This window comes from Leisingera coralii (assembly GCF_049056525.1).
GTDB classification, from domain to species: Bacteria; Pseudomonadota; Alphaproteobacteria; order Rhodobacterales; family Rhodobacteraceae; genus Leisingera; species Leisingera coralii.
Window position 1 is genome coordinate 12,562 of sequence record NZ_JBHUPT010000091.1, and the last position, 26,298, is coordinate 38,859.

The 26,298-nt window shown below is 60.0% G+C and carries 28 protein-coding genes; 26 read left to right on the forward strand and 2 right to left on the reverse strand.

The genetic code is table 11. The features are described from left to right. The first annotated feature begins 5 nt into the window (after nucleotides 1-5). The 17 genes from ACFMBG_RS22480 to ACFMBG_RS22560 all read left to right on the forward strand — a co-directional run bounded on the left by ACFMBG_RS22480 (nucleotide 6) and on the right by ACFMBG_RS22560 (nucleotide 18,320). Complete coding sequence (locus tag ACFMBG_RS22480) at nucleotides 6-719, forward strand: TraK domain-containing protein (protein ID WP_421056898.1); 714 nt, start codon at nucleotides 6-8, stop codon at nucleotides 717-719. Next, nucleotides 719-1,999: a TraB/TrbI/VirB10 family type IV secretion system protein gene (locus ACFMBG_RS22485; RefSeq protein ID WP_421056899.1), complete on the forward strand. Its 1,281-nt coding sequence runs from the start codon at nucleotides 719-721 to the stop codon at nucleotides 1,997-1,999. Before ACFMBG_RS22480 ends, ACFMBG_RS22485 begins: the two co-directional genes overlap by 1 nt. Then, complete coding sequence (locus ACFMBG_RS22490; protein WP_421056900.1) at nucleotides 1,996-2,385, forward strand: TraV family lipoprotein; 390 nt, start codon at nucleotides 1,996-1,998, stop codon at nucleotides 2,383-2,385. Before ACFMBG_RS22485 ends, ACFMBG_RS22490 begins: the two co-directional genes overlap by 4 nt. Beyond that, nucleotides 2,385-2,609, forward strand: a complete 225-nt coding sequence (locus ACFMBG_RS22495) for a hypothetical protein (RefSeq protein ID WP_174148919.1) — start codon at nucleotides 2,385-2,387, stop codon at nucleotides 2,607-2,609. The genes ACFMBG_RS22490 and ACFMBG_RS22495 overlap by 1 nt, the downstream gene beginning before the upstream one ends. Continuing rightward, complete coding sequence (locus tag ACFMBG_RS22500) at nucleotides 2,606-5,092, forward strand: TraC family protein (RefSeq protein WP_421056901.1); 2,487 nt, start codon at nucleotides 2,606-2,608, stop codon at nucleotides 5,090-5,092. The genes ACFMBG_RS22495 and ACFMBG_RS22500 overlap by 4 nt, the downstream gene beginning before the upstream one ends. Continuing rightward, nucleotides 5,089-5,451: a hypothetical protein gene (locus tag ACFMBG_RS22505; protein ID WP_421056902.1), complete on the forward strand. Its 363-nt coding sequence runs from the start codon at nucleotides 5,089-5,091 to the stop codon at nucleotides 5,449-5,451. Before ACFMBG_RS22500 ends, ACFMBG_RS22505 begins: the two co-directional genes overlap by 4 nt. Further along, on the forward strand, nucleotides 5,438-5,950 hold the full coding sequence (locus ACFMBG_RS22510; protein WP_421056903.1) for a S26 family signal peptidase: 513 nt from the start codon (nucleotides 5,438-5,440) through the stop codon (nucleotides 5,948-5,950). Before ACFMBG_RS22505 ends, ACFMBG_RS22510 begins: the two co-directional genes overlap by 14 nt. Nucleotides 5,951-6,054: 104 nt before the next feature. Continuing rightward, on the forward strand, nucleotides 6,055-6,702 hold the full coding sequence (traW, locus tag ACFMBG_RS22515; protein ID WP_421056904.1) for a type-F conjugative transfer system protein TraW: 648 nt from the start codon (nucleotides 6,055-6,057) through the stop codon (nucleotides 6,700-6,702). Beyond that, nucleotides 6,699-7,688: a conjugal transfer pilus assembly protein TraU gene (gene traU / locus ACFMBG_RS22520; protein ID WP_174148924.1), complete on the forward strand. Its 990-nt coding sequence runs from the start codon at nucleotides 6,699-6,701 to the stop codon at nucleotides 7,686-7,688. The genes traW and traU overlap by 4 nt, the downstream gene beginning before the upstream one ends. Nucleotides 7,689-7,726: 38 nt before the next feature. Then, nucleotides 7,727-8,455, forward strand: coding sequence for a type-F conjugative transfer system pilin assembly protein TrbC (gene trbC / locus ACFMBG_RS22525; RefSeq protein WP_421056905.1), 729 nt, complete (start codon nucleotides 7,727-7,729; stop codon nucleotides 8,453-8,455). After that, nucleotides 8,445-9,905, forward strand: coding sequence for a hypothetical protein (locus ACFMBG_RS22530; protein ID WP_421056906.1), 1,461 nt, complete (start codon nucleotides 8,445-8,447; stop codon nucleotides 9,903-9,905). Before trbC ends, ACFMBG_RS22530 begins: the two co-directional genes overlap by 11 nt. Further along, nucleotides 9,902-11,203, forward strand: a complete 1,302-nt coding sequence (gene traN, locus ACFMBG_RS22535) for a conjugal transfer protein TraN (RefSeq protein ID WP_421056907.1) — start codon at nucleotides 9,902-9,904, stop codon at nucleotides 11,201-11,203. The genes ACFMBG_RS22530 and traN overlap by 4 nt, the downstream gene beginning before the upstream one ends. Next, nucleotides 11,200-11,598 (forward strand): conjugal transfer protein TraF, encoded by a 399-nt coding sequence (gene traF, locus ACFMBG_RS22540; protein WP_421056908.1) that lies wholly within the window; start codon nucleotides 11,200-11,202, stop codon nucleotides 11,596-11,598. Before traN ends, traF begins: the two co-directional genes overlap by 4 nt. Further along, the gene (locus tag ACFMBG_RS22545; protein ID WP_421056909.1) at nucleotides 11,598-12,422 is read left to right on the forward strand and encodes a conjugal transfer protein TraF; all 825 of its coding nucleotides are present in this window, start codon (nucleotides 11,598-11,600) and stop codon (nucleotides 12,420-12,422) included. The genes traF and ACFMBG_RS22545 overlap by 1 nt, the downstream gene beginning before the upstream one ends. A 13-nt stretch (nucleotides 12,423-12,435) precedes the next feature. After that, complete coding sequence (locus ACFMBG_RS22550; protein WP_421056910.1) at nucleotides 12,436-13,743, forward strand: DUF1173 family protein; 1,308 nt, start codon at nucleotides 12,436-12,438, stop codon at nucleotides 13,741-13,743. Nucleotides 13,744-13,751: 8 nt separating this feature from the next. Beyond that, nucleotides 13,752-15,143: a conjugal transfer protein TraH gene (locus tag ACFMBG_RS22555; RefSeq protein ID WP_421056911.1), complete on the forward strand. Its 1,392-nt coding sequence runs from the start codon at nucleotides 13,752-13,754 to the stop codon at nucleotides 15,141-15,143. 3 nt (nucleotides 15,144-15,146) lie between these two features. Next, complete coding sequence (locus ACFMBG_RS22560; protein ID WP_421056912.1) at nucleotides 15,147-18,320, forward strand: conjugal transfer protein TraG N-terminal domain-containing protein; 3,174 nt, start codon at nucleotides 15,147-15,149, stop codon at nucleotides 18,318-18,320. A 2-nt stretch (nucleotides 18,321-18,322) separates the two neighbouring features. On the opposite strand, the gene ACFMBG_RS22565 is transcribed toward ACFMBG_RS22560, so the two are convergent. Beyond that, nucleotides 18,323-18,577, reverse strand: coding sequence for a hypothetical protein (locus tag ACFMBG_RS22565; RefSeq protein ID WP_421056913.1), 255 nt, complete (start codon nucleotides 18,575-18,577; stop codon nucleotides 18,323-18,325). 94 nt (nucleotides 18,578-18,671) lie between these two features. On the opposite strand from ACFMBG_RS22565, the gene ACFMBG_RS22570 reads away from it, so the two are divergent. The 4 genes from ACFMBG_RS22570 (at nucleotide 18,672) to ACFMBG_RS22585 (ending at nucleotide 20,626) form a co-directional block, all read left to right on the forward strand. Further along, on the forward strand, nucleotides 18,672-19,019 hold the full coding sequence (locus tag ACFMBG_RS22570) for a hypothetical protein (RefSeq protein ID WP_421056914.1): 348 nt from the start codon (nucleotides 18,672-18,674) through the stop codon (nucleotides 19,017-19,019). 3 nt (nucleotides 19,020-19,022) lie between these two features. Further along, the gene (locus ACFMBG_RS22575) at nucleotides 19,023-19,421 is read left to right on the forward strand and encodes a DsbA family protein (protein WP_421056915.1); all 399 of its coding nucleotides are present in this window, start codon (nucleotides 19,023-19,025) and stop codon (nucleotides 19,419-19,421) included. Nucleotides 19,422-20,064: 643 nt separating this feature from the next. Beyond that, complete coding sequence (gene ihfB, locus ACFMBG_RS22580) at nucleotides 20,065-20,346, forward strand: integration host factor subunit beta (RefSeq protein WP_421056916.1); 282 nt, start codon at nucleotides 20,065-20,067, stop codon at nucleotides 20,344-20,346. Nucleotides 20,347-20,401: 55 nt separating this feature from the next. Further along, nucleotides 20,402-20,626, forward strand: a complete 225-nt coding sequence (locus tag ACFMBG_RS22585; RefSeq protein WP_421056917.1) for a hypothetical protein — start codon at nucleotides 20,402-20,404, stop codon at nucleotides 20,624-20,626. Here the strand turns inward: ACFMBG_RS22585 and ACFMBG_RS22590 are convergent. Beyond that, entirely contained in the window at nucleotides 20,603-21,619 is a 1,017-nt protein-coding gene (locus ACFMBG_RS22590) for a GlxA family transcriptional regulator (protein WP_421056918.1), read from the reverse strand. The genes ACFMBG_RS22585 and ACFMBG_RS22590 overlap by 24 nt on opposite strands. 141 nt (nucleotides 21,620-21,760) lie before the next feature. Between ACFMBG_RS22590 and ACFMBG_RS22595 the strand changes: the two genes are divergently transcribed. From ACFMBG_RS22595 to ACFMBG_RS22615, 5 genes are all read left to right on the forward strand, one after another. Continuing rightward, nucleotides 21,761-22,753 (forward strand): TRAP transporter substrate-binding protein, encoded by a 993-nt coding sequence (locus tag ACFMBG_RS22595; protein WP_421056919.1) that lies wholly within the window; start codon nucleotides 21,761-21,763, stop codon nucleotides 22,751-22,753. 22 nt (nucleotides 22,754-22,775) lie between these two features. Beyond that, nucleotides 22,776-23,270 carry a TRAP transporter small permease gene (locus ACFMBG_RS22600; RefSeq protein ID WP_421056920.1) on the forward strand — a complete coding sequence of 165 codons (495 nt, stop codon included), beginning with the start codon at nucleotides 22,776-22,778 and terminating at the stop codon, nucleotides 23,268-23,270. A gap of 3 nt (nucleotides 23,271-23,273) precedes the next feature. Then, nucleotides 23,274-24,554 carry a TRAP transporter large permease gene (locus tag ACFMBG_RS22605; protein WP_421056921.1) on the forward strand — a complete coding sequence of 427 codons (1,281 nt, stop codon included), beginning with the start codon at nucleotides 23,274-23,276 and terminating at the stop codon, nucleotides 24,552-24,554. A gap of 32 nt (nucleotides 24,555-24,586) precedes the next feature. Then, nucleotides 24,587-25,600, forward strand: a complete 1,014-nt coding sequence (locus ACFMBG_RS22610; RefSeq protein ID WP_421056922.1) for a proline racemase family protein — start codon at nucleotides 24,587-24,589, stop codon at nucleotides 25,598-25,600. Nucleotides 25,601-25,971: 371 nt separating this feature from the next. Beyond that, nucleotides 25,972-26,298 (forward strand): transposase (locus ACFMBG_RS22615; RefSeq protein WP_421056923.1); only part of this gene is annotated, 327 nt, incomplete at its 3' end.

The window sequence follows — 26,298 nt, forward strand, 5'->3', positions numbered from 1 at the left end:
TGACCATGATGAAGACTTTGAAACTGGCTGCGGTCCTCGCAGCCGGGCTGGTGGCGGCTTGCCCGGTGAATGCGGCAGATCAGCGTTTTACCGTCTCTGAGGATGGCCTTGTCCGCTTCAAGGCATCTGTCACCGGCATTACCCGCGTCAGTGTTGTGGGCGACCGGATCACGTCGATTGTCAACGACAATGAGGCTTCGGTTTATCAGGTCCGCAACGACGAAAAGACCGGGGATTTATTCCTCAAATATGCAGGCCCGGAAGGGATGCCGGAAAAGGAAGGCGGCTATCTGGTCACGGAAAAGGGCCTGACGGTTGCCTATGAAATCCTGCCGATCCGCGCGAGCACGCAAACCGCGCTGATCACCGTCAGAAGCAAGAACCCGGAACCGGAGGCTGCTGCGGGCAGCGGCGGCTTCGCCGGCACCTCACTTGGCGGCGGCGGCGGCCTTGCGGCTCAGCTGACAGCCGCGACCCGCGACACCATCAGATCGAAGATCCGCAGCCCGCGCCCGGGCAGCGCTCGCCATGGTGCGCTGATTACCTCGCACCGCACCGGTGAGCTGGTTGGCGAGGTTCGTGTGGCTGCGGCTGGCAAGTCGCCTCGGCAGGTTCGGGAACAGGAGTTTTACCGGGCTGGCGTGCTGTCGGTCTGGGTTCAGAAAAAAAGCCTCGCTGCCGGTGAGCGGTCCTGGGTTGTTGTTGTGAGGGCGAAGTGATGGCGCAGAAAGACCGCAAAAAGAACCAGATCATTGCCATTGGTGTTTTTGGAGCCGTTGTGGCAGGGGGCTTTATTGTCCTTGGCTCGCTGATGAACGGCGGAGCAGGGAGTGCAGGCCTGCCAAAGCGCGCTAATCCCACAGTTGACGAAACGATTATTTCGGACCGCACGGCTGCGGCCTCACCGGAAATGTCCTGGATCACCTCCGGGCGGATCCAAATGGAGCAGTTGCAAAAGGAACTGGAAGAGCAGCGAAAGCTGGTCGAGCAGTCCCGTCGGGAAGCCGAACAACAGGCTGAAGCAATCCGTCAGGAGTATGACGAACCGATCCTGCAGCTGATCGAGAAAATCTCGACGCTGGAAACACAACTGGCTGAAGCCAAAAACCGCCCTGCTTCAAGCGGGCCGAAGCAATCATTCAATGCCGCGGCGCAGTTGCCAGGCAAAGAGCAGTTGACCCAAGAGCCTGCAGAACTCGGGCCGGGGAGCGATTTCATCGAGCGCCGCACCCCAACGCGCACCGCACCTCGCCGGACGGGGCAAACAGCCGGTGATGGGGAAGGGGGCTCGGTACGCAGCAACTTCGGGCAGAGTTTCACACTCGCCACCATCGAGCAGCCGCAAACGGAAGAACGCGAGATCCGCCGCCTGGGCAGCTACCTCCCGGCAGGCAGTTACGCGCCAGCAGTTGTCCTTTCGGGCGCAGATGCGGCCACCAATGTGTCTAACCGGGACAATCCGATTCCGGTTCTGTTCCGGATTACCGGCTCCGCAGTGACCGCAGCGCTTGGAAACCGTCAGCCCGCGCGGGTGAACCTGAAGGGCTGCACGGTGCAAGGATCCGCAAGTGGCGATCTGTCGTCGGAACGGGTCAAGGTGCGCCTGATCTCCATGACCTGCGTAATCCGGCAGGGTGAAGTTCTGGAAACCAAAGTCGCCGGCTACATGGCCGGGTCCGGCAAGGAAGGCGTGCGCGGGCACGTCGTCAGCCGCGAAGGCGCCAACGTCCGGAATGCGGCCATTGCAGGTGCTTTGGGTGGCCTGGGCAAAGGGCTGAGTGCCGGAGCTACCGCGTCTCTCAGCCAGGAAAACGCTTCGGTCAGTCAGATCCTGCAGAGCGCAGGCGCAGGCACACTGGCCGGCGGAGCGGAAGAAGCGGCCAGCACGCTGGCAGATTACTACATCAAACGGGCCGAACAGTATCAGCCGGTGGTCTCCCTCTATGGCGGAACCAAGGTCGAGCTCGTGTTTCTCGAAGGGGTGGAGCTGGGCCAATGAAGAAATTCGCAAGCCTGATATTGATCGCACTGGCCGCAGGCTGCGCCAACCCGAACACAGAAAAAGACTTTCTGTGTGAAGCGCAGCAAGGGTCGCCCTGTACGACTATCGGTGCTGTGGACGGCACTGGAACCGCTGCCGTGACGTCTGTTCAGGAACGTCCCGAAGACACTGCGGTGAAGAGCCTGGCACAAAATCCGCTGTTCCCGGGCAAAGGGGCCTTCACCGGCCTGCCAGACGGCGGTTTTCCCTACAACGCTGCGGCCTACCGCTCTCCGGAAGTCGTCGGAACGCTCTGGATTGCGCCGATCCTTGATGAAGGCGGGATCATGCATGAGGCGCGCTTTGTGCATTTCGTGATCCAGGAAGGGCAGTGGCGGCAGTAATGAGCAAAACCAACTCAACAAGCCTGAGCGACAAAGCAGCCCGCATGGTTTCGATCAGGCAAGAGCGCCGCAATGCTGGTTTTGTCGAAGTGACGGTGTGGCTCCCTGTAGAGGAAGTTCGCCACTTCCGTGACAAGGCTTGGCAAGCAGTTGAAGCCGTAAGCCGCTCTTTTCCACGCAATACCTTATTGGGCCAAAAACGCCGTCAGAGGGGCAGGAAATGAAAATTGTTCGTGACATAATGGACGGTCTGTTCGGGGATGTCCCGTGGACAGAGGAAGAGCCGGATCTGATGGAGGGTGACGTGCTCTCCGACATTCTGCCGTGGCGGGTCTATGATCCGGAACACAAGCTCTACCACTTTACCCACGGCAGCGGCTTCCTCATGGAAGTGGGCGCGTCGATCGGTCAAAGCGATTTGCCTGAGAACATCGGCGGTGTTATTGCCGCAAACCTTCCGTCCGGCGCCACTTTTCAGGTGCTGAATTGGACCTCTCCGGCCATTGAACCGGTTGCCGGGCGCTGGCAATCGGCACGGCTTGGCCGCTCGGCTCTGATTGACGAAATGGTCCGTCAGCGGGTGTCCCACCTTCAGGAAATGCGGTTCGGCATTGATGAGGATGGTGCCCGTGCCATCCCCTTCGACAGGCACATCTTCGTCGCGGTCTGGCAGGAAGGGGAAGAGCTTGGCATTGAGGACGAAAAGCGCCTCAAGTCCATGCGCTCGGCCCTCAGGAACGTGTTCGCCACGGCCAGCTGGTCGATGGATGTGGAGCCGCCGCGCTTTCTCGCCCTTCTGAGGGAGCTGTTCCACGCTGCCCGCCCGGAAGGGAGCGGTGAAGACTGGGACCAGGAAGCCTATGACGACAACATGCCGCTCAACTATCAGCTGCCCGGCGCTTCCTTGCGTGTTGGCAGCCAGGCCCTTCAATTCTCCGGAAGCCCAGAGCTGGCGGCTACTGTCTCTTCGGTGAATGCCTACCCGGGGGAATGGGTCTTTGGCTTTGGCATGGCACTCAACGGCGATCCCGCCCGGCTGATGGACCGGCCGCTCGGCCCGGTTCTGACATCCTTCACGCTTAAGGCGATGCCAAGGCAGAAAGCCGGTGCTTTCATTCTGAAGAAACGGGGCATGGCGGAACACGCTGCCAACAGTTCCTTTGGTAAGTTTGTCCCGAATTTCGCGGAGAAAAAGGCGGAGCTGGACGGGCTGGCGGCTGAAATCCAAGCGGGCGAACGCCTCTTTGAAACACTCTATACTATCGTTTCCTACGCCAGGGGCGGTGCAACAGAGGCGCAGATGGCGGCAGGCGAGGTGGAATCCATCTACCGGCGCCAGCGGATCAAACTCTCCAAAGACACTTTCCTGCAGCTTCCCTTGTTCATTGCCAGCCTGCCGTTCGGCTGCTCGGGCCGGATGATGTCCGACTTCGGGCGGCAGATGCGTATGCGGCTTATGAAATCGACAGCGGCAATGGCCTTCCTGCCAGTGCATGGGGAGTGGATGGGCAATGCCCGGGGAACCGGAATGCTGCTGGCGGGCCGTCAGGGGCAGGTGTTCCAGTGGGACAATTTCCGTTCGTCGGGCAACTACAACACCGCCGTGGTAGGCAAGTCCGGGGCCGGTAAATCAGTGTTCATGCAGGAACTGGCGGTGGGGATTTACACCTCCGGCGGCAACGTCCTGGTGATTGACGACGGCTATTCGTTCAAAACCACGGCGGAAATCCTGGGCGGCAAGCACATTGCTTTTGACGGCCAGATCCGCAACCGCCTCAACCCGTTTTCTCTGCTCGATGCAGGTGCCATGGGGCAGGACGAATACAAGACCGATGCCATCGAGCTGGTTACCCGCGTTGTCGCCTCGATGGCTGATCTCGGCGGCCACACCGGCGGCCGGGTTGAAGGGGTTGAAGAGGACTATATCCGCACGGCCATTGCCCAGGTCTGGGACGAAAAAGGCCGGGACGGTGAAATCTCCGATGTGCGCGACCGGCTGCAGGATGCCGCGGCTGGTGAGCCGCGGCTGCCGGATGTGGTGCGCAAACTCAACCGGTATTCCCGCGGCGGGGCCTACGGCCACTACTTCGAAGGCGAGGCCAATATTGCTCTGGATGCCCCGTTCACGGTGGTGGAGCTGAGTGACATCAAGGGGCAGGCCGGTCTTGAGGCGACCATTCTGCAGATCGTCATGTTCCTTGGCACCGAACTGATGTTCAAAACCTCCCGTTCCACGCCTACAGCCATCGTGATTGATGAGGCGTGGGATCTGCTGAAAGGAACTGGCACAGCGGCCTTTATCGAGGGTGTCGTGCGCCGGGCGCGGAAGTACACCGGGGCGCTGATCACCGGCACGCAGTCGATGCAGGACTATAAGGCCAACCCCGCCGCCAGCGTCTGCCTGGAAAACTCGGACTTCCGGATTTTCCTGGCCCAGAAACCGGAGAGCATTGATGCACTGCAGAGTATCGACCCGCCGGTGAAAATGCTCCTGAAGTCGCTGACATCGGTTCAGGGCCGGTTCTCCGAACTCGCAATTCAGATGCCTGAGGGCTTTGCCTACGGGCGTCTGCTGCTCGATCCGTTTTCGCTGGCGGTGTTCTCATCGAAAGGCTCCACGGTCGAGCGGATGAACCACTACAAGGCTGAAGGAATGAGCACAGTGGAGGCCATTAAAACCCTTGTTGAGCGGGGGGAAGTGGCATGAGCTGGCAGAGGAAGACCCTCATTGCGCTTGGTATTGTGGCGCTGGCCCAGGCCGCAGTGTTTGCGTTCCTGCTGTTGCCGGATGTCTTTCGTGATGAGCCTCCAGCGGTTGCGGTTTTCGACCCGGAAAAGAGCCTGACCATGTTTGTGGTCTGGTCGAATGGCCGGGTGCCGGATGAACAATTCGGGGACACACTCCCAGCGTTCCAGCAGGCTGTTCAGTTGGAAATTGACCGGTTGTCCGGCCAGACCGGCCAAATTGTTGTCCGTAAAGGCGCCGTCCTATCGGCTGTGGGCCTTCAGGCCGCCGACGTCACCGGCATCATCATGGAAAAGGTGCTGGGTGATGCGGCGTTCTAAGCTGGCTTTGATCCTGCCTGTCCTGGCAGTGACCGCTGCGGGTTACTATGGGCTGGCCTGCGGGCGGCTGGTCGTGAATGCAACCGGCAGCCTGAAAGGCAATGCCTATGCGATGGTGACCTGGCCGCTCATCCTGCGGCCGGGAACGATCGTCGCGGTCGAAATGCCGGAGGTTCTGGAGGGAAAATTCGGCGGGCATGAACTTTACCTGACCAAGCGCATTGCCGGAGTAGCCGGTGATCCGGTCCGCCGTTCAGGCAATAGCATCTGCATCAATGGAACCTGTGTTGAGGGTCAGCTGAAGGACGGCGCGCCGGTCGCACCTCTTTGGGACGGCGAAGTCGTGCCGGACGGCATGATTGCCGTGTTTGGAGATAGCGCGGATAGCCTGGACAGCCGGTATGAAGTGATCGGTCCGCGGCCGGTGGCGGAAGTCGTCGCCGCAGGATTTGAAATCCCTTTCCCCCATTGGACAGACCTTGCGGAGCGCTGGAAATGACCCCGCCGCATTCTGTTTCCAAAAAAATGAACCGCATCCGAAACCGCATTCGGAGCTGCTGCAGGCAGCGCAGTGGCCGCGGTTTTGGACCCCGCTCAAACAGAATGGGCGCACGCCGCCGTCTTCAAGCTGCCGTTCTGGTCCTTGCTGCTGCCGCAGGGCAGGGGGCGGCCAAGGATCTCGGCACCCACGGCCCATTGTTCGAGGTGGCTGAACCCTCGCTGCTGGACACGATCAAGACCCGGCTTCTGGAAATGGAAGCGGCTGGCGAACTGGATCAGATGCGTCAGGACATGCAGGACACCACGCGGGCCTATGTGAACCGGCCGCGTCCGGTTCAGGGTATCGGCAAAGCGGAGGAATACGCGGTTTGGGAGGTCGATATGTCGATCACCCTGAAAGAGGATCTGGCAGACCATCAGGGCCGGGTCTTCGCCCGCGCTGGCACAGTCGTTAATCCGTTGGCCTATTCCCGCTTTGAAAAGCGCATCGTCCTGCTTGACGGCGACGATCCCGACCAGGTGGCTTTTGCGCTGGCAGATGGCGGCGAGTTGGACACGCTTCTGGTTCTGGTGAACGGTGATCCGCTGGGCCTGATGCGCGAGCATGGCCGCCGGTTCTATTTCGACCAGGATGCTGTGCTGGTGAAGCGTTTCGGCATCCGCAATGTGCCTGCCGTGGTGCAGCGCGCGGATCCCGTCATGCAGGTGGAAGAAATCGCGCTCGGCAAGGGCGGGGAGGTGCTGCAATGAACCTGCGCGCTCTGATCCTCGCCTTTGCCTTCGCCCTTGCAGCAACCCAAGCGGCAGCAATCTGCAACAAGCGGTTTCTGAACCCCATCACTGAAGTTTGCTGGGACTGCATCTTTCCTATCTCCATCGGCGGCCTGAGTCTGAGCTTTGGCGCCAGCCGCCCGGATACGAGAAACCAGACCTTCCCGCTCTGCGTCTGCCCGGGTGTTCCGCCCCGGCTTGGCCTGTCCATTGGTCTTTGGGAACCGGCCCGGCTGGTCGATGTAGCAAATGAGCCCGGCTGCTTCGTGAATATGGGCTTTGAAATGGATTTCGGGTTGCTGTCGCTCGGTAAATCATCAGCCACCCAGCAAAGCGGCGGCAGCACCGGGTCGCGCTGGCAGGCACATTATTACTTCTATCCGCTGATTTCCTGGCTTGGTGTGGTGGTCGATGGTCTCTGCCAGCAAAGCGCGCAATTCGATGTCGCCTATATCTCGGAAATTGACCCGCTCTGGCAGGACGCGGAGTTGAACAACCTGATCAACCCGGAGGCAATCCTGTTTGCCAATCCGATTGCCCAGGCGGCCTGCGCTGCAGATTGCACTAAGGCGTCCTCCGGCAATCTGCCGATGGATGCGCTGTTCTGGTGCACCGGCTGCGGCGGCTCGATCTACCCCATCCAAGGCGATGTCGCGGCCCATGTTGGCGGGGTGATGGCAAGCCAGGTGGTTGCAACCAAGATGGTGGCCCGGATGCACAGGCTGCTGATCGCACGGAAAACCGCGTCGGAAAGACCGCTTTGCCAGACCCAATCGCAGCCGGTGATCAAGAAAAGCCAGTACCGGATGCAAGTGACGCGCCCGCGCCCGAAAACCTCGGGCCGCTACGGCTGCGGCCCCATCGGCTTTTCAGCTCAATACGTGGATCGGCTGAGAGAGTTCCCCTTCAAAGGGGAATCCTTCGGCTGGCTGTTCTGGAGGAAGAGAAATTGCTGCGCACTCTGACTTTTGCCCTGTCGGTTGGACTGGCGGCTGGATCCGCATTGGCTATCACGTCCCTGCCCCTTGGCGCCCAGGAGGCTGGGGAAGGTGTGACCGAATACGCAGCGGGCAGCACCGGGCGGATCACCGCGCCGCTGGCGAACATCGTTGACACCGCCAAACAGCAGGGCGAGGTGCTGCGGCAGACCCTGCGCCCGCTCGATGAGGCGGAAGGGGCCTTTTCTGACGTCGATTTCGACGGGCTGCGCACCCGCGCACTGTCGGATCCCCGTGTCAGGGCCTTGCTTGGTGCCGATGCCACCGGGGGAGCTGCCAGTGACACGGAAGAGGTGCGGTACGACGGTGCCACCATCTTCCTGCTGGCCTCTTTCTCGATGCCCAAGGAGTCACTGCGGCAAATGATGGCTGAAGCCCGGAAATTCGGTCTGCCCATCGTGTTCCGCGGGTTCGTGAACAACTCGGTCTATGAAACTCAAGCAGCCTTGGAGGAGACGTTCGGCTCTCTGGATGATGCCGTGGGCTTTTCCATCGACCCTACAGTGTTCACCCGGTTCCGGGTTACGTCGGTGCCGCAGGTCATTGCCATGAGTGAAGCGGTCGATGTCTGCGAAACACCTGGTTGCGAAGCGGACCCCGTGCCGCTGCATGATCGGGTGGGCGGCAATGTTCCGGTCGAATTTGCCCTGCGCCTGATCGCGGAACAGGGGGAGGCCGGCGCTTCTGAGGCCCGGCGGCTGCTCTCGCAGCAGGAGGCCGCGGATGCTGAATAGATCTCTCTCCCTTGCCCTGATGGCCGTCCTGCTTGGCAGCGGCGCTTTCGCGCAATCCTTCATGGATCGCGCGGCGGCGGCAGCTGATGGGTCTCTGAATACGGGCAGCACTTTCCGGGATGAAACGATCAACGAGGTGGTGACGCCATTTGAAACCTCCCGGCCGCCAGAGGCGGGCATGAACCACACCACCTTCGAGGACCGCATTCTGGAAACCCGCGATGCGGACAATGACCAGGGGCGGGTTCTGCGCGCCACAGAAGACAGTGCGATTGTCCGTCCGGATATAGACATCGACGGGCAAGGGGAACTGTTCGATGATGGCAATTGGGCGCATGAGAATGCGGAGGATATTGCTGGGCGGTATTTCAGCAGCGAAACCGGCAGCTGCACCACGCCGGAGGTTCCGGTGTCTGACGTGCGCGACGAGTTCTGCGAAAGCCTGCCTGCGCGGGAAGAAAAGACCTGCCGCCTGATCCGGAAAATCCGGGTGGATCGTACCGACACTTACCGCTGCGACAGGCGGGCAGCGAAATACGTGCAGGTCTGCGAAAAGACCAATGAATATGAGTGCAAGGTCAACACGAACCGGGCTGCCTGCATTCGCAGAAAAATCCGGATTACCGGCGGTGATGTTACCTGGAGCGGAAAGACCGCGACCATCAGCTTCCCGGCCGCTTCGCCAACCGCGAACGATGGCAGCAGCCATCTGAAAAAGCATAGGTTTTCCATAGAGGTCTCAGACCGGTTTGCCCCGGATGAAGTCATCATGGAGCACGTTGAAGCCCGGGGCGCTCTCCAGGTTTTGGCCGGGAACACAGTTGTCGGCACGTTCTCCCGCACCCGTACCGGCCATTTCCTGAATGGCCGCGGCAATGCGTGCCCGGCCAATGACACAGACGGCTTGCTTGTTCCCATGGTCAAATTGGGACCTCCCAGCTTCAATCAAAATCAACTCTACAGGTGCTTTTGGGGACCGCCCTTCGGTGGCATGGGCGTGCAGCCTCTGGCGGCAATTATCAAGAAACCTCTGGCAAGCAGCACCGCCTTGCAGCCGCCGGCATCTGGTCCCGGCGTTTTCTCAAGCGGCTGGGATATGCCGGAAGGCCCTGCTTCCTGGCAGGCAAAAGTCTACAGGCTCACCGAGCACGGCAACGATAAAATCCTGCATTGGTTCGAATGCCAACCGCTGGAGCATGAACTTTGCCATCAAATGCAGGTGCTCACCCGGAGCGAAACCGTCTCGAAAGATGTGCTTCGGTTCATCAATCTGAACACCTATCCGCGGTCTCGCCCGGACCAGGGCCAGCGCTTCCGCAAGACTAACTTCACAGCCCGCGTCGTCTTCGCCGGAGGGACGTCCAATGGCGGCAGAGCCAAGATTACCATCAAGTTCGATGGTGCCTGCTGCGACAGCTTCAGAAACGTCGGAGAGGAGGCCTGCGAATGAGCCGCCTGATCCTTCTTCTCTTTGCTTTCCTGTTCTGGGCTGCCCCCGCCTCGGCCGAAATTACCTGCGGAGAAGCCGAATACAGCTGTGTGGAAACAGACACGGCGTCCACAGGCGGCATCCGGCTCACCAGTTATTGTTCCCGAGAGGCAGGAACACGCTCCTGCCGTGACAGCGCTCCGCTGGATGAATGCACCGCCACGCGCGCAAGTGTCAACTGCACCAGGACCGACCGCCGCTGCGTCGATTACCGCAACGGCGAATGCCGTCAGTGGCGGCTGACCTATTCCTGCCTGAATGAAGACGACGACATGAGCCCGGCGCGGCTTGTGAACACCGAATTCGGGCCGACGCAGGAGGAAATCATCAACCGCTGCGGCAGGTTTGAAGGCAATGAGGATTGCGAGCTGGTTGAAACCATCACCGAGGAGGGGGCCGAAGTCCGCGACATCAACCGCAAGAGCTTTTCCCGGAGCTGGTGGAAGCGGAAGCGCGTATACAGCTGCCTGTCCGTTGGCGAAGGCGAAACCAACTGCGGGCCGCTGGAAAGCGATCCGACCTGTATCCTGCAAGGCAACACATGCCTTGCTGAACGTGATGGGGTCTGCACGAACCGGGAGTATCACTACCGTTGCGGCGTCTCTTCCGGGGATCTGGAAACCAGCTGCGAGCCAATCAACGTCTGTGTTGGTGACAACTGCATCGGGGTCGAACAGGAAACCTCTGATGACTTCGGCAGATCTGCGGCCTGGCTGAACGTGCTAGCGCAGATGCAGGAGGAATACCGGGAGCAGGCCGCCACTGACCCGAACGATGTGCGTTTCTTCCAGGGCACCACAATGACCTGCAGCAAGGCGCCAGGACGTAACTGCTGCGGGACCGGGGGTCTCTTTGGCGGCACTTGCCCGGAATCTGCTGCAATCTTGCGGGACAAGCGGGAAGCGGGCGCGACTCATTTTGTCGGCGTCACCTGCCAGCAGAAGGTTTTGGGGGCCTGCGTCAAGAGGCGCTACCACTACTGCACCTACAACTCGAAATTCGGCCGGGTCTTCATCGAGGAGTTCAAAAAGCAAGTTGACGAGGGCTGGGGCACGCCGGGCTCAGCAAACTGCGGGTATGTCACCATCGAAGATTTCGGGAATGTGGACATCGAGGAAATGGATCTGTCGCCTGTTTTCGGTGACATCATGAGCGACATTCAGGTTCCCGTTTCTGAAGACCTGCAGGACTTCTATGAAGACCGCTTCCCGTCGGCCGACAGCCAGGCGCAGGACGCATTCGAGGAGATGGGCAAATGAACCGGCGCTCCTTCCTTCTGTCCAGCCTCTCCATTGCAACTGCACCGGCCTTGGCCGGTGCTCAGGAAAATCCCGGTGTTGGCGTGATCTTCATCGGGGCGTCCTGGTGCTCCTTCTGCAAATCCGCCGCGCCGGTGCTGGCGGCTATGACCCAGCCCGCCGGCATTCCGGTTCTGGTTGCCTCGCATGACGCACGGCCGATCCCGCCGTTTGCAGACGTGACCGATGCCAGAACGCACCCGGTTGCTGCGCAGATCACCGAGTTCCCCACCACTCTGATCTACTCGCAGGCTGCCGGGGAAATCACAGGCCAGATTACCGGTTACCGCAATGCGCGCCACTATGCGCAGTCTGTGCGGGCCGCAGTTCTCGCCGCAGCCGGGAGGACAGGCTGATGCTGAAACCGTTGACCCTTGCCGCACTTCTAGCCACTACAGCCTATCCCGCCAGCGCGGGGCTGGTCTGCAATGGTGAAGAGGTAGACGGCTGGCATTTCTATTGCGATCCGGAACCTGAGCCGGAGCCGGTCAAACCGGAACCGGCACCGGAGCCGGAACAGGAAGCCAGGGAAGAACCACAGGAGCCGAAAGAACCGAAAGAGCTAACGGCCACCGAGGAGATCGAGGCGTTCCGGGAATACGCCGACGAGCTGAAGCACCGCGCCATTCTCGATCCGACGCCGGAAAATGTGCAGGCGTATATGGAGGTGAACAAGCAGATGGCACAGCAAGCGGCGCGTTTCGCAGCCGTCTGGCAGCGCGTGCTGTTCGGCTCGCCCCACCTCGATGCCAATACCCGCCGCCCGCTGACCCAAATGGGCACCAACATCTATCAGGACCAGCGCAATGCGGCGGAGCAGGCAGCGCTGCGCCGGGCGGCTCAAGAGGCCGGTCTGATCTTTGTCTATGATAACCCCGCGGACTGCCGCTTGTGCCTCGCGCAGGCGCAGATCCTCGACGGCATCCGCAATGCCTACGGCGTGGAAATTCTGGCTGTGTCCACCGATGGCAGCCCCATCGAATTTTTCCCAGACGCGGTTCAGGACGCGGGCCAGCTTGAGGCCCTTCAGCTCGCGGACAAGCCGCGCCCCTTCATCGCCATTGTCGACGCCGCTAGCGGGGAAACCCAGCTGATCGGGGGCGGACTGCTGACAGAAGATCAGATCCTGGAGCGCATCTACGTGGTCCGGGAAGTGCCCATGGGCGAACGGTATCAGTGAAGGAACAGGCAGAATGGCGTATTTCATTGGCAATATCCCCGTGGATCCGGCAACTGACGACGGCCAGAACCTACTTGGCCGGGCGCATCAGGAACACAGCCGCATCACCTGCGGCTGCCGGAAACCGGCCCCGCAAATGTACGTGGCCTGCGTGAATGGCCGGTTCATCCTGAAGCGGATGCCGGGCACCGGCGCGGAACACGCGCCCGGCTGCGAGTCTTTCTTGCCTCCGGAAGATCTCTCGGGCCTCGGACAGGTGCAGGGCAGCGCGATCAAGGAAGATCTGGACAGCGGAACCACGACGCTGAAGGTCGATTTCCCTTTGACCATGGGCAGCAAGCGTCCGGCACCACCTGCGCCTTCAGGGAAAAAACCGACAGAGGCCAAGGCCAGCCCGCGCAAGCTCGGCCTGTCGAGCCTGCTGCAATACCTGTGGCATGAGGCCGACCTGGTGAAATGGACCCCGGCGATGCAGGGTAAACGCTGGTGGGGGCCGGTACAGCGTGCGCTTTTGAACGCAGCCTCGGGGAAATCCGCCAAGTCTCGTGACTTGCGGGATATTCTCTATGTTCCGGACTACTGGAAGGCGGAGCGGAAAGAAGAAAACGCCGCGCGCCGGGCCAAACTCCTGCGCGGCCTTCAGGCGCCTGCGCGCGGTACGGCCCCGCTTGGCCTCGTTGTGGCCGAATACAAGAGCCATGAAGCCACCCGCATGGGTGCGCGCTTCCTGTTCAAGCACGCGCCGGACTGCGCCTTCTTCGCGGAAGAGGACCTGGTGCGGAAATTTGAGAAGGTGTTTGCGGATCAGCTCATGCTCGCGGATGCTTTGGGTGACGTGCATGTGATGGTGATCGCCACCTTTAGTGTGGCTAAAGCTGGCTACCCCGTTCTGCGGGAAATCGGCATGATGCTGGTCACTGCAAACTGGATCCCGTTTGAATCCATCCGCGACTATCGGCTGATCCAGGCACTGACAGAGAGCAGGCGCGCTTTCCTCAAGTCCCAGCGGTTCACCCTCGACCCGGACACCCCGATTGCCTGCGCGGTGCTGACCGACCTGGAAAGCCCTGTATCGCTATTCGTTGCCGATCCCGCCGCGGACACCAACGCGGTCGCTGCCTTGCGCGAAGTAGCGGCAGAAGGCACCTATCCTGCTTGGCTCTGGCTTGATGAGGTCGCGATGCCGGATCTCCCGGAAAAAGGCGCGGCCATCCCATTTGCTTGCACGGAGAAACGCGGGGATGGCCGCGGCTCCTCTGGTGATGATGGGGGAAACCAGAGGACCATTAACAGCAACGTTATGAAGACATCCAGAGCATGAGAAGTCGCATGAGATATTTAATCTTAAGTTGTGCTTTTACGGCATCTGTCGTCTTTACCGGAAGCGAGCTCCACGCCGATGTGGGAGACGACCTGAAACAGTTCTGGGAGCGCACCGGCGGCGGCGTAAACGTCACCAAACCGACAGCCTACAAGGGGCAGCAGGCGGGCTATGCCACGCTGGGTTCCCTTTATCTGCGCACCCGCCCGCGCAACAGCCAGCTGGCAGCCATCCAGCTGCCCTCCGTTCGTGCAGGTTGCGGTGGTATCGACATCTTCGGTGGTGCTTTCTCCTTTATCACCGAGGAGGAACTTATCGCGCTCATGGAAGCGATTATGCAGAACGCCGCCGGTTTTGCATTCGAGCTGGCACTGGAAAGCCTGTCGCCTGCGGTGCAGGAAATCGTCGCCAAACTGCGGGATTTGATCCAGCAGGTGAACGCGGGAAACATCAATTCCTGCGAAGCAGGGCAACTGCTCACTGCCTCGCTCTGGCCCAAAATGGACGGGGCATCCCAGCACGTCTGCCAGACTATTGGCGGTTATACCGGCCGGTTTGCAGACCGCGTTGCCTCCCGCCACGGCTGCGGCACTGGCGGCCAGCATAACTCGACGCTGGGGCGCGCAAGCGGGGCCTTAGCTGAGCAAGTGCCAACTGATGTGAACTATGCGTGGCGCGCGGTGAAGAAAAACAACTTCCTTGCTTCCAATCCGCGCATCGCAGAATTCTTCATGACCCTCACGGGCACGATCATCACCGTGTCACCTGAAGATGATGACGAAAGCCCGACGCACCGCACCATTCCACCGCGTGCCCTATCGCCGGATGCTGCCAAATCCCTGGTTGAGGGCGGCGCCTACAAAAGCCTTCAGTGCGATGAAACAAATGGCTGCCTGCAGCCGGTTTTCAGAAACAGGACTATCGCTGCCCGCAATGCGCTGTTTTCCGTCACGGCTGAAGCGATCCAGGGACTTTCGGATGCTATCAGCAACGATACCGCCCCGCCGGACGAAGCCATTGCGCTCATCAACCTGACCACCATTCCGGTCTACAAGCACCTGGTCACGGCCAAGAGCTACAAGTACGAGTTTGTCCAGGACGACATCAACTCGATGGCGGAGCTGGTCGCGGTCGATCTGGCGATTGCCTACATTGACGAGGGCATGAACGAGATCCTGAACTCGGCCGCCAACGTCGATATTGCCGGTGACATCAACCGGGAGTTTCAAGACACGGTACGCCAGACCAAAGGCGTGCTGCAGGACCTGCGGGCGTCTGCACAGCGGAAATACGCGGAAGCCCTACGCAACCTGGAGCGTCTGAGCCTCGCTAGGGGTGAATTGGCCGCATCGTCCAACGCGATTTTCGGCAACATCATCAATCAGACCGGGGGGCAGTGATCTATGCCCGAACTCGAAATTCATACAGTTGGCGGCGGCTACTATCTCTATGATGTCTTCAACTACCTCGCGGCCTTCACCGGCTCGGGCAACTTCGGAGCACTGATTTACGGCGGCATCGTCGCTGGCGTGCTCGTGGCGGGTCTCCAATTGGCGATTTTCGGAGCAGCACGGCAGGCGGTGACCTACTTCATCGGCGTGATGCTGGTGGTTACCGTCGGCCTCGGCCCTAGGGCGCGCGTGATCATCATGGATTCCACCGTGCCGCTTGGTATCTACGGCACAGTAGACAATGTGCCGTGGTCCGTGGCCTGGGTCGGGTCTCTGACATCGAGGGCCAGCGCTTCGCTCACCGATGTGATGGAAACGCTGCTCGCTGCGCCGGATAACCTGACCTACCAGAAATCCGGAATGCTCTTTGGCTCCACCGTTCTGAGCCAAGCCGCCCGCTGGCGCTCTGTCACTCCGGTTGTTCAGGAAACCCTCGTGAACTTTATGGAAAACTGCATGGTCGATGGCTCGAACATTGGCATTGTCGATGTGGGGGAACTGGGTCAGGCGGGCAATCTGGTGGCATACATCGGCGCCAATGTCCCGCAATCTCTGGCCTATTACGATCCGGTTCTGGAAGAAACCACGACCTGCGCCGAAGGATGGCCGCAGATTACCAACCGTCTCAACAATGAAGTGCAGAATGTCCTCTACCAGAAGGCCGCTGCGGCAGACCAAAGCCACTTTGCTGCAGATCCCGCACTCTCCGCGGCCGACATGCGTCGGACACTCAACCAGTTTCAGACCTTCATCGGCATGACCTCGGCCGGCGCTCAGGCAACCATCCGGCAAACCATGTTGGTCAACTCACTGGACGGCGCGGTGCAACGGCTGATTGCCTCCTCTGGAAACAACGCGGCCATGACGGCCTATCAGGCAGCTCGAACGGAGGCCCAGACCTCGGCCAGCTACAGCGCTGTCGGGATTTCGGCTCTGAAATGGGTGCCGCTCCTGAAAATCGTCTTTGAATCGCTCTATTACGCGGCGTTTCCGCTGGCGATGATCATGATGATGACGCCCTTGGTATGGAATGTCATGAAGGGGTACTTCGGGGGCTTCCTCTGGCTTGCCGCCTGGGATCCGCTTTCCGCCATCCTGCATTCCATCGTCATGAAAGCCAGCTCCGGTTATTACCGGGAGGCAATGGGCTCCTACAGCACCGGTGCGCTCGACTATTCCCTGACCTTCGCCAATTACCTGGGCGTCCGCGCGGTCGAACAGGATGTGGGCACCATCGCGGGCTACCTGATGATGTCGGTGCCGTTTGTTTCCACGGTGATCCTGTTCGGCGCGAGCCGCATGGCGGGTCTTGCGACCTCGATGCTGAACGTAGGGCAGGGGGCCGCCATTGAATCGGGCCGCGAAGCGGCCACCGGCAATATCTCCCTCTCCAATGCCAGCATGAACAACTTCGCGGCCAACAAGTGGAACACCTCCGCAGTGCGGGATGCGGGGGCCGCCACCGTACGGATGGCAAATGGCGCAATGCGGACCGTTAACGCGGACGGTTCTTCGACCTTCGCCACCGGCACCGCCCAATCGACTGGCGGCATGTCGGCGCGGGTGGGCCAGACCATCCGGGAAGAAGTTTCCGACCGGAAAGAGGCGGCGATCCGCAACGCAACTTCGCTGCGGGATGAGTGGAGCACCGCGCTCAATCAGACCGCCGCGAACTATGCGAGCTTCGGCCGGTCCCTGGCGTCCGGCACCAGCACCGCCAGCGACAGTTCCACCTCGCAAAGCCACAGGTGGAGTGAAGAGGCCCGCGAAGCGCATACGGCAGTTGAGCGCTTTGCTGACGAGCACGGCATTTCGGTCGATGCAGCCTATAAAGTAGCGCTTTCGGCTGGACTCAAGGGTGGTGTTGCCGGAATTGAAGGCGGGATTACTGGCACGGGCATGGACACCGACACCTATCGCCGAGTGGCAGAAGCTGCCCGGGATTCCGGCCTGACGGAAACGGTTGCCAATTACGGCGACGCGGTGAAATCAATCCGGGCCAGCGAACACAGCAACCTGACCAATACCGAAGACGGCGGCGAGCGTTGGAGCATCGATAATGTGCAGCGCAAGGGCAACGCCTATGCGGAAGCACGGGAAGAGGCGGAAACCTTGGCCTCGGCCGAAAGCAAACTCATGTCGCATGGCATCAGCTACGATGGGCAGCTGACCGACGCCATTATAGGTGAATGGCGTGAGGCCGGATACCACGAGAACCAGATTTCCAACCTGCTTAACCCGAAATCCACCGCTGGCGTGAAGGCCCAGGAGGCCGCCGTGGAGAAAGTCCTTCCCGGACTGCTTCAGGAACTTGGCCTGGACCAGCCGAACCCGGGATTGGCACAGGCTCATACGCTTTCGCGCCCGAAGGAAGAAATCACGACCCAGCGCCTGCCATCGAGCGGCATGGATCATCATAAAGAGTTTGGCCGGATCACTGACGCCACAGGAAAGGTTCAGGACGCCATCGAAGGCCGCCGGACAGCTCTGTCAGAGCAGGCCACCAGTAAGGCCACTGAAAACGAGCGGGCTGTGGTGGAAGGTCAGGACTTTGGTGTGGTGCCGGGCGCTGTAGTCAAGGTTGGCACAACCGCCATGGACGTTGCTGACAGTGCCATGGATGCCGTGGGCGGAATTTCCTCCGCCATCACCGGCACGCCTCAGCTTTCGGACTATGACCGGGACGTCATGATCCGGACCATAGCTGGAGAAGCAGGACGGGAAAGTGACGCCGGTCAGGCCGCCGTGGCGCATGTGATCATGAACCGGGTCGCGGACGAACGCTGGGGCGACAATCCGGCAGAAGTTAGCTTGCAGCTCAAGCAGTTCTCGGCCTGGAATATCGGAGTTGGCGGAAACAGCATTCCAACGGATCTCGAAGAAGGCAGCGCCGAATATGAGCGGATCGGCCGGATTGTCGATGGCGTTGCCGCCGGACAAATCCCGGACGTGACGGGAGGCGCTACTCACTATTATTCACCCAAAGGAATGGAGGCGCATATAGCCGCCGGGGAGCAAAGCAATGTGGTGCCCACTTGGCTCGGTAGAGAGTCACAGGCGCGCGGGCACCAGAATGTTCAGATCGGCGGCCACATTTTCACCGGGCGCAGGAGGGACAGCGAATGAGTCTAGCTGTGGTAGCTCCGCGTCCAATGGTCGTTCAGGTAACGCTCTTGGCGCAGACGAACACCGCGTTCGGAGGCTTCAGTAGCTTCGCGGCCTTCGAAGTCCGAATCATTGTTCCTCAGCAGCCAGACGACGAACCAGGCCGTGCCTGCCAGACCATAGGCCAGAAACAGGCCCTCGAACGGGCTGAAGGTCAGCAGAACAAAGCCCACAGCGTAGGCAATTTCTTTCCAGAATTTCGTCATCAGGCGTCGCATAGGGGCTTCTCCTTTAGGGCGAACAAACATAGCAAAACACTCCTAAACAGGCAATGAAACCACAGCAATTCGAAGAACAGAAAGGAAACGGGCAATGATTTTGAGCAACACAACATGGGGCAAGGCAGTTTTGGCGGCAGCAGTGGGTTTTACCCTCCTCGGCACCCCTGCTGCCGCTGAAACACCGCAGACCGATTTCGAGTTTGACAGCCAAGTGCGTGACGCACTTCTTCGCAATCCGGACATCATTCTGGAAGTGTTCGCTCTGCTTGAAGCAAAGGAAGAAGCCGCCAAAGCCGTGAAAGACCAGGAACTGATCGCCAAAGTGGCCGACGTGCTGTTTGAAGGTCTCGATCCGGCAAAGCCGATCCTGGTGGAGTTTCAGGACTACAACTGCGGGTACTGCCGCCGGGCACACCCCGTTGTCGCCTCTCTGAAGTAAACCATGCCGGACCTGCAGCTGGTCCTGATGGAAACCCCTGTCCTGGGCAAGGAATCGACATTCACCGCCAAGGCGGCGCTGGCGCTGAAAGCGCTGAAGGGCGTGGACGCCTACCGCGAATTTTCCGATGCCATGATGTCGGTTCAAGGCAAGGCCAGTGCAGCGACCACCATCCGCACGCTGGCGGAGCTGGGCCATGATCCGGAGGAAGTTACCGCTGCGGTGCAGGAAGGTCTTGGCGCGGAAGATCTGGATAAAGCCAAGCGCCTGGCTGCCGCTCTCGGCGCAACCGGCACCCCGTATTTCGTCGGCCCCGGCGGCATCATCCGCGGCGCGGCCCCGGCAGAACGCCTTCGGAAAATCACCAACGCACCGGAAGGCAGCGGGGAGGGCTCGATCTAGAAAAAAACGGCAGCGGCGGGCAATGGCAGCAATATCTCGGCATTGGATGAGGCCCACAGCCGGGCAAACACAGCCCGCCGCTGCCAAGCTGATTACTCCACAGGGACCGAAAGTAAAGCCGGTCCAGCGATTTCAAAAAGGGAATTTTCAGTGAAGAAGAGCAAGCGTGCAGTCGCGGTTTCGAGCCCGATGGTTCCGGCTGGATGCATGGGAAACGCCAACCAGGCTTCGGCCAACATCATGAGGTGCCAATGATGTTCACGCTGAATGGAAAAAACTTTGCGTTTCCGAAGACGTTTTCGGACGCCATCAATGCTTCGTGTGCTTCCAGCCTATGCCTTTCTTGATGAGTAGCAGCCCTTATTTGGGCTGCCAATGGAACGGCGCTTGCTTCTGTGTCCGGAGAAGTCCGGAAGAATACAGCCGCAGCTTACTACGGGAGCATCGTTCAGTTGTGTGAGTGCTGTCTTGCTGCGCACGGCAGCCGGAAATGGCTTGAAACTTGCTTTGAAGGCATAGACATTTTGGTTGGAATAGAGGAGGAGCAGATTTTTCAGTTGGAAGGATGCTGTCCCAATGGATTGTTTTTCTACTACGTTTTTCCCGGATCTGATCCGGAGTAATGACCTGAGGGGGGGCAGTTATGATCCGATCCGAGCTTGCGGATAAAATTTCCTGGGAGAACCCGCATCTGACCAAGGAAGAGGCAGACCGGGTCGTCCGGGTAGTTTTTGAGGAGATCATTAAATCGCTCTCTGACGGCGGCCGCGTCGAGCTCCGTGGATTTGGCGCTTTTTCTGTCAGGGCCCGCGAAGCGCGCCCCGGGCGCAATCCTAAAACGGGGGAAGCTGTCGATGTCGATTCAAAGCATGTACCGTTTTTTAAGACAGGCAAGCTTTTGAAGCAGAGGCTGAACGGCGGCTGAGACGGACGAGGCGTTTTCGGCGGTGGACGGGCGGCGGCTGTTCCTGATTGTGTAGATGCTGCTTATTGGAAGCGCATTGGACCGCACTGGCGCTGTCGAGCTGATTGTTGGAGCGCTGAAACCGTTGATGGCCTTGGCGGGTCAATGGGCTGCGCTTGATATCGTCTATGTTGTCACGTCGGTACTGACCGAGGTTTTGACCAAAAGCGCGGTTGCGGTGATCATGACGCCGCTGGCGGCGGGGCTTGCGACAGCCCTAGACCCCATGATCGGTTTCTGAACTGACTGGTAAGGCAGCCACACCAGACTCACGAAATTGGGCAGGCGTGACACCGTAGACCTGACGGAAGTGCCGCAGAAAATGTGATGCATCCGCGAACCCGGCATCAGCTGCGATATCCGAGATCCTGTCGGTCGAGTGGAGCAAGCGCCAGGCGCCATAACGGGTTCGCAGGAATCGGTAGTATGTCGATGGTGACTGTCCGAGACTGCGAGTAAAGCGCCGCGCAAGCTGCCGAGTGCTAAGACCGACGCGGTCTGCAAGATTTTCAAGCGGGACCGGCGCGTTCAGTGTCTGTTCCATGATGCCAACCACATGCCGCACGACGCTGTCGGCAACCTCGCGGATCTCGGAAGTAAACTGCGCCTGCGGATATGATGCCTCTCTGCGGTGATTGAGAACTAGGTGCCTAAGGCTTTGCTGGGCAAGCTCTTGCCCGCAGTGGCGACCAACTAGATATAAGGCGAGGTCCGAGGCTCCAGTCGAACCGGCACAGGTGATCCTGTCGTCAGCGTCAAAAAAAATCCGGTCTGAAATCGCGTTGACGTCGGGGAATTGCGCGGCGAATTCTTCGTGGACGTTCCAATGCACGCAGGCCGTTCGCCCCTTCATCAGACCAGCGCGAGCGATGTTAAAGGTACCAGTGCAAAGGCCGATCAGAGTTACCCCGTTCTCGGCCGCTTCCCGCAAGTAGCTGGTCAGCCAGGCTGGCTGCAGGCGTTGAGGGTAGTCGTTGCCACCCACGACAGCGATGTAGTTGAACCGGTCTGGCTCCAGTGGGCCGCTGTCCGGCGTGATCGCAAGCCCACAGCTGGCCCTCGGGCGGCCCTTGCCCATGATAACCCAGCCGCATTCTAATTGGCGGCTTTGTCCGCCAACATCAGCAGCCAACCGCAAAGCGTCCACAAAGCCGGCAAAAGCGTTCAGCGTGAAGTTGTCGAGCACTATGAGACCAACCCGCAGCTTTTGCCGGCCATCTTTGAAGGCATCCAATGTTGTTGGCGGGTGGGGCATTCTGGTTTCTGCCTGTTTTGTCCACAAAGTTCAATATAATGTCATGTTTATTCTATTGGATGCCCAGTCCAGCATCTACAGTGAATTCCCTGAGCATAGTGAAGAACCTGGGGGGACCATATGACCAAGAATAGGATTGCGGCAGCAGTAGCTATCGCCGCATGCAGTGCATTTTCCACGGCAGCATTCGCTCAGGAGCACAAGTTCCGAGTCAATATGCCGGGCAATGAAGAATCCATCGCCTACAAGTCTGTCGAGCGTTTCGATGAAGTTCTCACGGAGTTGACCGGGGGTGCGACCGACATGAAGCTTTTTGCGAACTCGGCACTGGGGGACCAGGAAAGTTCGCTAGAGGCGCTCCAGACCGGGTTGCTGAACATGGCGACAATAGAGACGCCGATCACCTCGGTGGTTCCTGAGCTGGGCGCTACCGCGCTGCCCTATATCTTTTCTAGCCGTGACCACGTGAAAGCGGCATTAGATGGAGAGGCTGGCGAAAAAATTGAGGCCATGCTGATCAAGAAGGGCCTGCGCCCAGTGGCGTACCTCGAAGGCGGCTTCCGCCAGATCACCAACAGCGTGCGCCCGATCTATACGCCCGCCGATCTGGAGGGTGTGAAGATGCGAACCCCGGGCAGCAGCCTGCGCATAAAGATTTTCAACCATTATGGCGCAAACGCCTCTCCGCTGCCTTTTGCCGAACTGTACTCGGCGCTGCAGACCGGCGTTTTCGACGGTCAGGAAAACCCCGTTATTTGGGCCAAGTCTCAGAAGTTCTACGAGGTGCAGGACTACCTGTCTCTGACCAACCACCTCTATACGGTCACCTACCTCTTGATTGCTGAGAACGACTGGCAGGCGCTGTCGTCCGCGCAGCAAGAAGCGATGATGCAGGCCGGCGATGCGGCCGAGGCGTATTCCGTCGAACTGGGCACTAAAGCCGACAAGGAAATCGTCGCCTTTCTCACCGAAGAGAGCATGCAGGTGAACTCGGCAGACACCCAAGCCTTCACGGCGCGGTCCACACCGATCTGGGAAGAATGGGCCAATGAACAGGGCGAAGACGCGAAGGCGCTGGTCCGACTTATAACCAGCGCCCGCCCGGTCCAGTAACGCGACAAGAAGGTCACGATAAATGATCAACCGCGCCCTTGAAGCTGTTATCGCGGCCCTGCTGCTGGCCGCAGTGGGTGTCGCTTTCACGGCGGTCGCCTATCGCTACGCACTGGGTTCCGCGCTCAGCTGGAGCTTCGAGGTGTCCCTCGCGCTGCTGACGTATATCACCTTCCTCGGCGCCTACCTGGCGCTGAGGAAAGGAGCCCACCTCAAGGTAGACCTTCTGGTCACACGCATGCCGCGCGGTTTGCGTGGGGTGCTCTACCTCGCGAACCAAGCCATCATCGGCACGATCGGCTGGATCATGGCCTGGCACGGTGGTCGGCAGGTGTTGCGCTTTGCTGAGCAGAAGACTACCGTGCTGGAGATTTCGACCACCTGGTACTATGCAGCCATCCCGGTCGCCGGTGCGCTCATCATGCTGGATGCCACTACCTCCGGACTGTGCGGGGTTTCACGGCTGGCCAAGGGGCAAGAAGCCGACACCGGCGCCAGCGAACCCGCAGAGATCTGAACCATGACACTCCTACTTGTACTCGCGGCCCTTCTCGGGCTGATCGGCTTCGGTGTGCCCATCGCCTTCGCGCTGATCTCCATCGCCGTCGGCATCTTCTACCTGGCCGATGTCGACCAGATCATCATTGCGCAGCGGCTCTACCGCGGCGTCCAGAGCTTCCCGCTGCTTGCGGTGCCGTTGTTCATCCTCGCGGGCCAGATTATGAGCCGCTCGGGCATTTCCGGCCACTTGGTGGAATTTGCCAAGACCCTCGTCGGGCAGATGCGCGGCGGCCTTGCGGCGGTGAATGTGGTCACCTCAATGTTCTTTGCAGGCATGTCCGGCACCTCGATGTCCGATACCGCAGCGGTCGGCGGGATGATTATCGACCCGATGGTCAAACGTGGCTATTCCCGCGCCTTCACCGGCGCCGTGACCGCAGCCTCCTCGACCATCGGCATCATCATTCCGCCATCGGTCCCGATGGTGATCCTTGGTGCCTATCTCGGGATTTCCACCGGTGCGCTGTTTGCCGCCGGGCTGATCTCCGGCCTGCTGCTGGGCCTGGCGCTGATTGCTGCCGCCTGGCTGATCTCGATCCGCGCGGGCTACCCGGTTGAGGCGCCGTTTTCGGCCCGTCGCGCCGCCACCGCCTTCGGCAAGGCGCTGCCCGCACTGCTGATGCCCGCGATCATCCTGGGCGGCATCCTGTTCGGTATCTTCACCCCGACCGAAGCCTCCGCCGTCGCCGTCGTCTATGGCGCTGCCGTAGGCATGCTGTACTACCGCACCCTGACGTTGCATGTCCTGTACCAGACGCTGTGTGAAGCGGCGGTTCTGTCAGGCGCGGTGATGATGGTGACGGCGGCCGCGCATGTCATGGGCTTTGCCTTCACCTACGAGCAGCTGGCCGAAAGCATCCTCAAACCGCTGGCTGAGCTCCAAGTCTCCCCGGTCCTCTTCCTGGTGATGCTCAGCGTGATCATGATTGTCGCGGGCACCTTCCTCGACGGGATCGCGATGATCTTTATCGTTGTGCCCCTGTTCTTCCCGGCCATCGAGCTGCTTGGCATTCATCCCGTGCATTTCGGCATGGTGGTGGTGCTGTGCTGGGGCATCGGCCAACAGACCCCACCGGTCGGCGCGGCGCTGTTTATCACGTCGGCCATCGCCAAGGTGGACATGCTGACGCTGACCCGTGCCAACCTGCCCTTCATTGCGGTGATGCTGCTGGTGCTTGCAGCGGTGATCCTCTTCCCTGAAACCCTTGTGCTCTCGATCCCGAGCGCACTGGGCCTCTGACCTTCAAGACTGAAAAGGTACTTGTTCCAATGATGACCCCAAACCGTTTCATCGACGTGATCTACACTCACACGGACGGCGAGCCGACCTGCATTATTCCTGGCGGCATCCCTTATCCGCAGGGGCTAGACATCGTCGGCAAGCGCGATTTCATCCGAGAGCACTACGACTTCGTACGCACCGGCCTCCTGCGTGAGCCGCGCGGCCATCACGACATGGTCGGCGTCTTCGTCACCCCTCCGTCAAGCCCGGATTTTGATGCCGGAATGCTGTGGTGCGACGGCGACGACTTCATGGAGATGTGCGGCCACGGCACTATAGCGCTGTCGATGGCGATGATCTCCCACGGCATGGTCCACACCACCGTCACAGACGTGGCCAAGATTCGCTTCGAGACCCCGGCCGGGCCGGTCACATCGGAAGTCGGCTTCGAGGACGGCCAGGTCGCCTGGACCCGGTTCCAGAACGTGCCGGCGTTCGTGCTGCACGCCGATGTGCCGGTGACGCTGCCGGGTGTGGGCGAAGTGCTCTGCGACATCTGCTTTGGAGGGAATTTCTTTGCCGTGCTTAAATGGCCCTATCCGGAGACCCCGATCGGCCCGGATAATGGCAAGATGCTGTCTGAGATGGGCGTTCTGGTGAAGGATCAGATCAATGCCAAGATGGACGTTCAGCACCCGACTGAAAAGCACATCAAGGGGCTGAACTTCACTACCTTCTGGCAGGAACCCGACGACGCCGACAGCCTGTACCGCAATGTCCACGTGTTTTCCGATGGCAAGCTCGACCGGTCGCCGGGCGGCACCGGCACCTCGATGATGATGGCCTATTTCGAGCGCCGCGGCGAGATGAAGATCGGTGACGTGATCCGCTCCGAGGGGCTTCTGGGCATCGGCCGTTTCGAGGGCCAGCTGCTGGGCGAGACCGAGGTTGGTGGCGTGCGCGCCGTGGTGCCGACCGTCAAGGGCACGGCGAAAGTAACTGGTTATGCAAAATGGCGGGTGGACGAAACCGACCCGGTTGGCCGCGGCTTCGTGGTGACCTGAAGAGCGCGTTTAGAATAAAGATCTTTACCCTATCCAGAAAACGCCGATACCAAGCTGGCTGCCACCAAGGCTGCCAGCTTTCTTACCTCAATGGGATTACCCCCAACTTCCATATGAGGCATGTCCCGGAGAGGTATAGCTCCGGGTAGTGCCCTTGGTGTCGTCCGCGCCCACCATCATGCTCCGAAAGGCGCCATCAAGGGCGCGGTGGTCATCGGTGAATTTTCGGTAGAAATGGGTTATGACAGACAACCTGCAATCGTGGGGCCGAAACCGGAGTGGCTGCGAACGGGTCAATGCAGGATGTGACGTGCTCCCCTGAAATGTCCTCGCTTTGAGGTTAGCCTGTTCTCCAACTGAGGAGACAGACGATGAAGAGAAGCCGGTTCAGCGAAGAGCAGATCATAGGCATTCTGAAGGAGCATCAGGCCGGGCTGGGCGCGAAAGAGTTGTGCCGCAAGCACGGCATCAGCGATGGAACCTTCTACAAGTGGCGGTCGAAGTATGGCGGCATGGAAGTTTCAGACGCCCGGCGGCTGAAGGCACTGGAGGCAGAGAACGCCAAGCTGAAAAAGATGCTGGCGGAGCAAATGCTTGATGTCGCCACGCTGAAAGAGATGCTTGGAAAAATGTATGGTCCGCCCCGCGGTTGCAAGTCGCGTGGTGACGTTATGGCTTGCGTAAATGTATCCGGCCTC